At 47.3% G+C, this 9,756-nt stretch carries 9 protein-coding genes; all 9 read left to right on the top strand.

Annotated features, from left to right (window positions below; genetic code table 11):
• The coding region (locus tag V5298_RS18235) for a chemotaxis protein CheA (protein ID WP_332932857.1) at positions 1 to 1,535 on the top strand (1,535 nt) is incomplete at its 5' end.
• Positions 1,536 to 1,560: 25 nt separating this feature from the next.
• The gene (locus V5298_RS18230; RefSeq protein ID WP_332932856.1) at positions 1,561 to 2,706 is read left to right on the top strand and encodes a chemotaxis response regulator protein-glutamate methylesterase; all 1,146 of its coding nucleotides are present in this window, start codon (positions 1,561 to 1,563) and stop codon (positions 2,704 to 2,706) included.
• Positions 2,707 to 2,733: 27 nt separating this feature from the next.
• Positions 2,734 to 3,501 carry a ParA family protein gene (locus tag V5298_RS18225; protein ID WP_332932855.1) on the top strand — a complete coding sequence of 256 codons (768 nt, stop codon included), beginning with the start codon at positions 2,734 to 2,736 and terminating at the stop codon, positions 3,499 to 3,501.
• 4 nt (positions 3,502 to 3,505) lie between these two features.
• Positions 3,506 to 4,252: a chemotaxis protein CheW gene (locus tag V5298_RS18220; protein WP_332932854.1), complete on the top strand. Its 747-nt coding sequence runs from the start codon at positions 3,506 to 3,508 to the stop codon at positions 4,250 to 4,252.
• Between the two features lie 17 nt (positions 4,253 to 4,269).
• The gene (locus tag V5298_RS18215) at positions 4,270 to 4,758 is read left to right on the top strand and encodes a chemotaxis protein CheW (protein ID WP_332932853.1); all 489 of its coding nucleotides are present in this window, start codon (positions 4,270 to 4,272) and stop codon (positions 4,756 to 4,758) included.
• A 120-nt stretch (positions 4,759 to 4,878) separates the two neighbouring features.
• The gene (locus tag V5298_RS18210) at positions 4,879 to 5,295 is read left to right on the top strand and encodes a DUF2802 domain-containing protein (protein ID WP_332932852.1); all 417 of its coding nucleotides are present in this window, start codon (positions 4,879 to 4,881) and stop codon (positions 5,293 to 5,295) included.
• A gap of 124 nt (positions 5,296 to 5,419) precedes the next feature.
• Positions 5,420 to 6,358: a homoserine O-acetyltransferase MetA gene (metA, locus tag V5298_RS18205; RefSeq protein WP_332932851.1), complete on the top strand. Its 939-nt coding sequence runs from the start codon at positions 5,420 to 5,422 to the stop codon at positions 6,356 to 6,358.
• Positions 6,359 to 6,361: 3 nt separating this feature from the next.
• Positions 6,362 to 7,417, top strand: coding sequence for a homocysteine S-methyltransferase family protein (locus tag V5298_RS18200; protein WP_332932850.1), 1,056 nt, complete (start codon positions 6,362 to 6,364; stop codon positions 7,415 to 7,417).
• Between the two features lie 9 nt (positions 7,418 to 7,426).
• The coding region (metH, locus tag V5298_RS18195; protein WP_332932849.1) for a methionine synthase at positions 7,427 to 9,756 on the top strand (2,330 nt) is incomplete at its 3' end.

Genomic DNA, 9,756 nt, shown 5'->3' with positions numbered 1-9,756 from the left:
GTCAGTTTAGCGTTGATAAATCGGCACCGGTAACCCCGCCTGCCAGTGCAGAAAAAAGCACGGAGAACAACGCCGGCGATAGCCGTGGCGATGATGAAATTTCAGATGATGAATTTGAAGCCTTGTTAGATGAGCTTCATGGTAAAGGCCAGGGACCAAGTGTAGCGGGCAAGGTGGAAGTGGATAAAAAGGCGACAGAAGCGGTTAACGCGGCTAAAGCCAAACAATCTCAAGAGCAACAAGGGGTTGCCAAACCCAGTCCCAAAGCATCGCCTTCAACACCACCTCAAAAGGCTAAAGCCCCCTCAGCGTCGGCGAAAGCGAGCGCTAAAAAAGACGATAAAAAATCCAGTCCTTCTGCACCCGCGGCAGAAACCACAGTACGGGTTGATACCAAACGCCTTGATCAAATTATGAATATGGTGGGCGAGCTGGTACTGGTACGTAATCGGCTATTGAGTTTAGGCATAAATTCTAATGATGAAGATATGTCAAAAGCCATCGCCAATTTAGATGTGGTAACCGGGGATCTGCAAGGCGCGGTAATGAAAACCCGTATGCAGCCGATTAAGAAAGTGTTTGGCCGTTTTCCCCGCGTGGTACGTGATCTAGCCCGAAGCCTGAAAAAAGAGATTACTCTGGAGCTGGAAGGTGAAGAAACAGATTTAGATAAAAATCTGGTGGAAGCACTGGCCGACCCCTTGGTGCATTTGGTACGAAATTCAGTGGATCATGGCATTGAAATGCCTGATGAGCGCGCCAAGGCCGGCAAACCTCGCATGGGCACGGTAAAACTGGCCGCATCCCAGGAAGGCGATCATATTCTGCTGACCATCGAAGATGATGGTAAGGGGATGGATCCGGCAAAATTAAAGGACATTGCCATAAGCCGAGGCGTGCTAGATGCAGATGCTGCTGCACGTATGTCGGATGTGGAAGCCTTTAATCTGATCTTTGCGCCGGGCTTCTCGACAAAAACTGAAATTAGTGACATTTCCGGTCGTGGTGTGGGTATGGACGTGGTGAAAACCAAAATTACCCAACTAAATGGTACCGTTAATATTGATTCCCAATTAGGGAAAGGGACGCGACTGGAAATAAAAGTTCCCCTTACCTTAGCCATATTGCCCACGTTGATGATCATTGTGGGGAAACAAACTTTCGCACTGCCTTTAGGGGCTGTGAATGAAATTATCAATATGGATATTAAGAAGACCAATACGGTAGATGGTCAGTTAACCATGATTGTACGCTCCAAAGCCATCCCACTGTTCTTCCTTGGCGAATGGTTAATTCGTGGCCCGAAAAATATCGAACGGGAAAAAGGCCATGTGGTTGTTGTGCAAATAGGCACCCAGCAAGTGGGCTTCGTGGTTGATGCGTTGATTGGTCAAGAAGAAGTGGTCATTAAACCCCTTGATGTGTTGTTGCAAGGTACCCCTGGTATGGCGGGGGCCACCATTACATCTGATGGTGGTATTGCACTGATTCTTGATGTACCGAGTCTGTTGAAGCATTACGCAAGAAAATCTTAACAGCTTGTAAAAGGACGATAATTAGATGGCTTTTAAAGTCCTTATAGTGGACGATTCTACGTTTTATCGGCGACGTTTGCGTGAAATCCTTGAAGAGGACAGAGAGCTTACCGTTGTCGGTGAAGCAAAAAATGGCGAGGAGGCATTGGCAAAGCTGATGTCTTTATCGCCGGATGTGGTGACCATGGATGTGGAAATGCCTGTGATGGATGGCATTTCGGCCGTGAAGGCGATTATGCAAAGACGGCCCGTGCCGATTTTAATGTTCTCGTCCTTAACCCATGCGGGTGCACAAGCCACCCTTGATGCCCTAGAGGCCGGCGCGCTGGATTTTTTGCCGAAAAAATTCGAAGAGATTTCCCGTGAGCGTAAAGATGCTGTTGGCTTGTTAAGAACCAAGGTGAGGTTACTTGCCCGTCGTGGTGTCGGCTTTGGCAGAGCGGCGTTATCCCGCACACCATCCATGATTCGAAGCAGCACCCCCTTATCTGAAAAAGCGCCGAAGACTCCCTTCTTTCGCAGTTCAGGTTTGCTCACTGGCCGTTCTGATGCCGCGATCCAGCCCAGAGTTACCTCGGTAAAACCTTCAGGAAAACACTACAAGTGCTTGGCGATAGGGGCATCTACTGGCGGCCCGGTGGCCTTACAAAAACTGTTATCCGGATTACCGGCTGATTTTCCGTATCCGATTTTGTTGGTGCAACATATGCCCGGCACCTTTACCAATGCCTTTGCTCAACGATTACATAATAATTGTGCCATTACGGTGAAAGAGGCGGCGCACGGGGATGTATTAATGCCCGGTTGTGCCTATTTAGCCCCGGGCGGAAAACAAATGATCGTGGAAGCCGGTAAAGTCCCCAAAATTGTTATCCGCGATGCCCTTGACGATGAGGTTGCCACCTTTAAACCCAGTGTGGATATTACTTTTTCCAGTTTAAAACAGGTTTTTCATGGTGACGTGTTAGGGGTTATTTTAACCGGAATGGGCGCGGATGGCCGGGAAGGGTGTCAGCAATTGTATGATGACGGCGCTAAGATTTGGGCTCAGGATCAGGCTTCTTGTGTGGTGTACGGCATGCCACAAGCGGTGGCGAAAGCCAATATTGCAGATAAGAGCATTGATATCGAGCATATGGCGTCGTGTATTTTGAGCGAAATGGTCAGCTGACCTTTTTCCCGTTGTTGGAGCTCGGTGTTGAAAATTTGGACGATTGCAAATCAAAAAGGAGGTGTAGGGAAAACCACCACAACGGTTACGTTGGGAGGGATCCTTGCTGAACAGGGCAATCGGGTTTTGCTTATTGATACCGACCCCCATGCTTCGTTAAGTTACTATTTTGGTACAGATGCCGAAGAACTGAACGCATCGGTGTATGATATTTTCATGCATGATGGCACTATCAGCGCTGACGACGTGCTTGATTGTCTTTGCCCGACAAAGCTCGATAGTTTATTTGTTTTGCCGGCCTCAATGGCATTAGCCACTTTAGATCGGCAAATGGGAATGCAAAATGGCATGGGGTTAATTTTAAAAAAAGCCCTGGCTACCATAGCGCATGAATTTGATTATGTGTTGGTGGATTGTCCGCCAGTACTTGGCGTGTTAATGGTAAATGCCCTGGCTGCTTGTGAAAAAGTGATAGTGCCTGTGCAAACGGAGTTTCTCGCCTTAAAAGGACTTGATCGTATGATCCATACGCTGGAAATTATGGGGCGTTCGTTGCGAAAAAATTTCAATACTGTCATTGTGCCTACCATGTTTGATCGCAGAACAAAGGCAGCGATTCAGTCTCATCATAAATTAGTGACTGATTATGGCAGTAAAGTTTGGAAGGGAATCATTCCAGTCGATACGCGTTTTAGAGATGCTAGCCAGGTGCAATCTCCCGCGTCGGTGGTTTTCCCTAAGGCAAGAGGCGTTTACGCTTACGGTAAACTTCTGCAAGAACTGGAGCGACACTAATATCATGAAAAAAAGTACGCCCTTTGCCCGGGAAGACGTGATGCAGGCGTATTTAGACAGTTTGCTTCAAGAGCCCGATGATCCGGCAGAAGTGACTGCGAATACAGCGCGTTTACTTGAGCAGGCGGCCGCGCTGGTCACCGAGACAGGGGTGGAGGCACCTCGTGATACGCCAAATACGGTCTCGGCGGTGATTGATGAAGAGGTAGAAGACACAAAGATTGTACCGGTAGACGAAGGGCTGGAAGAAAGTGCGGCGGCACCGTTGCCAGCGATGACACCGGTGAAAGAACAGTTGGACGAACATTTTCAAGCCCTGTTTTTTCAGGTAGCAGGTTTAACGCTGGCGGTACCGCTTATTACCCTAGGTGGTATCCATCGATTGGACACAATCAGTTCCTTAGTGGGGAAACCGGCCTGGTTCAAAGGGGTCATGTTACATAGAGAAGAAAAAATTAGCGTAGTGGATACTGCTATGTGGGTTATGCCAGAAAAATACGATCAAAACCTCGCAGAAACGCTAAACTATCAGTATCTTATTATGCTTGGAGACAGTTTGTGGGGCTTAGCCAGTGACAAACTGATCAACACCGTCACATTGACCAAGGATGAAGTGAAATGGCGCAAGTCAGGAGGCAAACGTCCATGGTTAGCGGGTATGGTAAAAGAAAGAATGTGTGCGTTGGTCGACGTATATCAATTAATTACAATGCTAAACAATGGCTTAGGTAGTAATGAGCAAACACCTTAGCTGTGGGAGCCAGGTTCATGAGTGAGAAGAGCACAACAAATAATACACCGGATAACGATGAGGTGCTGCAATGGGTAACGTACCGATTAGGCGATGAAACCTACGGTATAAACGTGATGCAGGTTCAAGAAGTTTTACGCTATACAGAAATCGCACCTGTACCAGGTGCCCCTGACTATGTGCTCGGGATCATTAATCTGCGCGGTAATGTGGTGACCGTCATCGACACCCGCGCCCGATTTGGTTTGGCGAGTACGGACGTAACGGACAATACCCGTATCGTTATCATCGAATCAGATGAGCAGGTGGTGGGTATTTTGGTCGACAGTGTCGCTGAAGTGGTTTATCTGAAGTCATCGGAAATAGACAGCGCGCCGAATGTGGGTACCGAAGAAAGCGCGAAATTTATTCAGGGTGTAAGCAACCGTGATGGTGAGTTACTGATCCTCGTGGATTTAAACAAGTTACTCAGTGATGAAGAATGGGACGAACTGAGTAGCTTATAAATATTCACTTCGTTGAGTGCCTTAGGTTCGGTCAATGTTCATGGCCGAACCTGCCGGTTTTAATAAAAGGCGCCGTGGCATTGCCATCTTATTTGTTTTTGTAGGAGTTATGTCGCTAATATGGAAGTCTCCGCTTTCTCTCTTCTTGCCATTGCCACGGGCCTGTTAGCGGTTATTGCGGTGCTGTGGCTGTATTGGTATTTTCAAATTCGCCTTAAAACTCTACAGCAACATTTACAATATCAAACGGATCAAGCCATTTTACTCGCTGAAGAAGTGAGAACATTGGAAAATCAAATAACGGAAATGCAAACCCGTTCTATGGTGCAAGGAAAGCACATGCAGGATCTCAGTCAGCAATTTACCCAACTGGAAAATCAACTTCGGGAAGTCAAAACCCAAGATCCTTCGATGCGTTTATATACCAGGGCGGCAGAACTGGTGAAATCCGGGGCGGATATCGATGAGGTGATGCAAGCCTGCGATCTACCCAGAGCCGAAGCCGAATTGCTGTATAGTATGCATGGCACCAAATAGTCTCACATCTGGCATCATTTCATAAAAAAAACGGTAAGACGTTTAGACGTCCAGACGTGAAGATGTTGACATCCGCATATAATCGGCCACAATAATAACATTCACATTTACTGTTGGAGCCGTCATGCCTATATGTATTCCTGAACAACTTCCTGCACAGCATGTTTTATCTGGCGAAAATATTTTCACCATGGACAGCAATCGTGCGGCTACTCAGGATATTCGGCCTATGGAAGTGGGGATCCTCAACCTGATGCCCAATAAGATCGAAACCGAGGTACAGCTTTTACGTCTATTATCTAATACGCCGTTGCAGATAAATGTAAACCTTATCCGAGTTGATAAATTAGCGCCCAAGCATACGCCTCAAGCCCATATGGATGCCTTTTATCATGATTTTTCCACCATAGCGGAAAAAAAATATGATGGCTTAATCGTCACTGGGGCACCGTTGGCGCATTTGTCCTATGATGAGGTAAAATACTGGGATAAAATGGTAGAGATTTTAGAATGGTCCCAGCGGAACGTGAACTCTACCTTGTATTTATGCTGGGCCGCCCACGCCGCGATGTTTCATTTCCATGGCATACAACGTAAGCTGCGCACCCGTAAACTTTCCGGTGTGTACAAACATAAAGTACTCGACCCATACAACGAGCTGCTTCGGGGTTTTGATCCGGAGTTTTATGCGCCCCATTCAAGGTATGGTTATATCGACAGTGACGTTTATAACAGCATAGACGGGCTGCACGTGATCACAGAATCCCCCGAGGCCGGTGCCTATACCGTGGCGTCTAACGACAAGCGCATGGTGTTTGTGACAGGGCACCCAGAGTACGACCCGGAAACATTGCAGGATGAATACAAACGGGATTTGAGCGCAGGACAAGATGCCATTGTGCCGGTAAATTACTTTACCGATGATGATCCTGCAAAGCCCCCTTTAGTACGTTGGCGTTCTCATGGTAGTTTACTGTTCAATAACTGGTTGAACTACTATGTTTATCAGACCACACCGTATGATTTAAGTCAGCTGTCTGAAAAATCACAGCCTAAGAGGTAATACGTGACATCAACTACTCAACAAACCCTGCTGGATATCGCAGCAAAGCGCATTCTTATATTGGATGGCGCGATGGGAACAGAAATCCAGAATCACAAACTGGAAGAAGCCGACTACCGGGGTGAGCCGTTTGCTGATTGGCATTGTGATGTCAAAGGCAATAATGACCTTTTGGTTCTCACCCAGCCCGAACTTATTTATAACATCCACTGTGATTATCTGGCCGCCGGTGCGGATATTATCGAAACCAATACGTTTAATGCCACCACCATCGCCATGGCCGATTACGACATGGAAAGCCAGTCTAAAGAAATTAATTTAGCGGCCGCACGATTGGCCAGAAAGGCGTGTGATGAATTTACCGCTAAAACACCGGATAAACCCCGGTTTGTGGCCGGCGTACTTGGGCCAACTAACCGTACCGCTTCTATTTCACCGGATGTGAATGATCCGGCCAAACGGAATGTCACCTTTGATGAATTAGTGGAAGCCTACATGGAATCTACCGAGGCATTACTCGCCGGGGGCGCGGATATCATTCTTATTGAAACCATCTTCGATACGTTAAATGCAAAGGCGGCGATTTTCGCTGTTGAGACGGTGTTCGACAATATGGGCTCTCGTGTGCCGGTGATGATATCCGGCACAATTACTGATGCCTCGGGCCGAACCTTATCAGGGCAAACGGCCGAAGCCTTTTATTACTCAATGCGTCATGCATCACCGATGTCGGTTGGGCTAAACTGTGCATTGGGGCCAGATTTACTACGTCAGTATGTGGATGAAGTCAGTAACGTGGCCGAATGCCTTGTTTCGGCTCACCCTAACGCTGGCTTGCCCAATGAGTTTGGCGAGTACGATATGGGCGCAGAAGAAATGTCTACGCACATAAAGGAATGGGCGGAAGCGGGCCTGGTGAATATCGTGGGAGGTTGCTGCGGTAGTACACCTGAACATATCCGTACCCTGGCTGAATCGGTAGCAGGGTTAAAACCCCGTACGATCCGGGAAAAAGATGTAAAAATGCGCCTTTCAGGCCTGGAACCGTTCGTTCACTAGGGGGTTATCGTGACTACAGGAATTTCTTCATTTATTAATATCGGAGAACGTACCAACGTTACCGGTTCTGCCATGTTCAAGCGTTTAATTTTAAACGCTGAATACGAAAAAGCCTTGGATGTTGCCCGACAGCAGGTGGAAAATGGGGCGCAAGTGATTGATATCAACATGGATGAAGCCATGTTGGATTCGGTTGAGGCCATGCGTACTTTTCTCAACCTTATCGCATCAGAGCCAGACATCAGCCGTGTGCCCATTATGATCGACTCCTCTAAGTGGGAAGTGATAGAGGCAGGACTCAAGTGCGTTCAAGGCAAGTCCATTGTTAATTCAATCAGTTTGAAAGAAGGTGAAGAACAGTTTCTTTATCATGCCAAGCTGATTAAACGCTATGGTGCGGCAACAGTGGTGATGGCCTTTGATGAAAAAGGGCAAGCCGATACCAAAGAGCGTAAAATTGAAATTTGTCAGCGTAGCTACAAGATCCTCACTGAAAAAATCGGTTTTCCTCCTGAAGATATTATTTTTGACCCCAACATTTTTGCTGTGGCAACGGGCATAGAAGAACACAATAACTATGCGGTGGACTTTATTGAAGCCACCAAAGTGATTCGAGAAACTTGTCCCCATGCACATATCAGTGGGGGGTTATCCAATATTTCGTTTTCCTTTAGAGGGAATAATCGGGTGCGGGAAGCCATGCACTCGGTATTTCTTTACTATGCCATTCGTGCCGGAATGGATATGGGGATCGTCAATGCCGGTCAGTTAGAGGTGTATGACGAAATCCCCGAAGAATTACGAATTGCCGTGGAAGATGTGATCCTTAATCGCAACGATGAGGCCACCGAACGTCTGTTGGAATTAGCGCCTAAATATCAAGGTGACGGTAAGGCCGCTGCCGTTGAAGATCTCAGTTGGCGTGAGCAATCGGTAACCAAACGTTTGGAGCATGCCCTTGTAAAAGGGATCACCGATTACATTATCGAAGATACCGAAGAAGCCAGACTAGAAGCCGAACGTCCGCTACATGTTATTGAAGGGCCGTTAATGGACGGTATGAACGTAGTGGGTGATTTGTTCGGTGAAGGTAAAATGTTTCTGCCTCAGGTGGTGAAATCTGCCCGGGTAATGAAAAAAGCCGTGAGTTATTTGCAACCCTTTATTGAAGCGGAAAAATCCGGCGCTTCCCGTAGTAATGGCAAAATACTCATGGCGACGGTAAAAGGTGACGTACACGACATTGGTAAAAATATCGTGGGCGTGGTTTTGCAGTGTAATAATTTTGAAGTCATTGATTTAGGGGTCATGGTGCCTTGTGCCACCATTCTACAAGTTGCCAAAGATGAAAATGTGGACATGATTGGTTTGTCTGGCCTCATCACACCGTCATTGGATGAAATGGTGCATGTTGCCAAAGAGATGGAGCGTCTTGGCTTGGATTTACCCTTGCTGATTGGCGGTGCAACCACCTCTAAAGCTCATACGGCGGTAAAAATTGAAAGAAATTATCATGCCCCCGTGGCGTATGTACCAAATGCCAGTCGCGCGGTGGGGGTTTGTCAAAAGCTCATCAGCAAAGAAGGCCGTGAAAAATACGCCAAAGAGTTGACCGCAGAATATGAAAAAGTGCGTGCCCAACACGCGCGTAAACAACCAAGAAGTCGTCCGGTTACCCTTGAGCAAGCCAGAGCCAATGGGTTTACACCTGATTTCACCACGCCACCGGTGAAACCGAAAAAGCTGGGTGTCACTCCCATCTCGGCAGATTTGTCCTTGTTACGTAAATATATCGATTGGACGCCCTTTTTCCTCACCTGGTCGTTGGCGGGTAAATATCCCCGTATTCTCACTGACGAAGTGGTGGGTGAACAAGCAAAAGAGTTATTTGACGATGCTAACACCATGCTTGATCAAATTATCAAAAACGGCGAGTTAGAGGCGAAAGGGGTTATTGGGCTGTTCCCGGCTAACCGTGACGGTGACGACATTGAAATTTATACCGATGAAAGTCGCACCGCCCTTGCGGGAGTATCACATCATTTGCGTCAGCAAACCTTAAAAGACAAATTTGCTAACTATTGCCTGGCTGATTTCGTTGCTGAAAAAGGCAGTGGTATTGATGATTATATCGGTGCTTTTGCGGTGACTGCGGGCATTGGTGAAGATGAACTTGCCATGTCCTATAAGGATAAGGGCGACGATTACAATGCCATTATGGTAAAGGCCGTGGCTGACCGTTTGGCCGAAGCGTTTGCCGAATACCTCCATGAACAGGTACGTAAGGTGTACTGGGGCTTTGCCCCGGATGAAAACTTCGACAATGACGCTCTTATCCG

This window comes from Alteromonas sp. 14N.309.X.WAT.G.H12 (assembly GCF_036697315.1).
In the GTDB taxonomy this organism is placed as follows: Bacteria; Pseudomonadota; Gammaproteobacteria; order Enterobacterales; family Alteromonadaceae; genus Alteromonas.
Note: the sequence above shows the minus strand (reverse complement) of the source record. Positions and strands in the feature narration are given on the sequence as shown.

Excerpts from the sequence above, each read along its gene's own strand:
- metA (WP_332932851.1), top strand. The coding sequence starts at position 5,420 with ATGCCTATATGTATTCCTGAACAACTTCCTGCACAGCATGTTTTATCT.
- V5298_RS18220 (WP_332932854.1), top strand. The coding sequence starts at position 3,506 with ATGAAAAAAAGTACGCCCTTTGCCCGGGAAGACGTGATGCAGGCGTAT.
- V5298_RS18215 (WP_332932853.1), top strand. The coding sequence starts at position 4,270 with ATGAGTGAGAAGAGCACAACAAATAATACACCGGATAACGATGAGGTG.
- V5298_RS18230 (WP_332932856.1), top strand. The coding sequence starts at position 1,561 with ATGGCTTTTAAAGTCCTTATAGTGGACGATTCTACGTTTTATCGGCGA.
- V5298_RS18210 (WP_332932852.1), top strand. The coding sequence starts at position 4,879 with ATGGAAGTCTCCGCTTTCTCTCTTCTTGCCATTGCCACGGGCCTGTTA.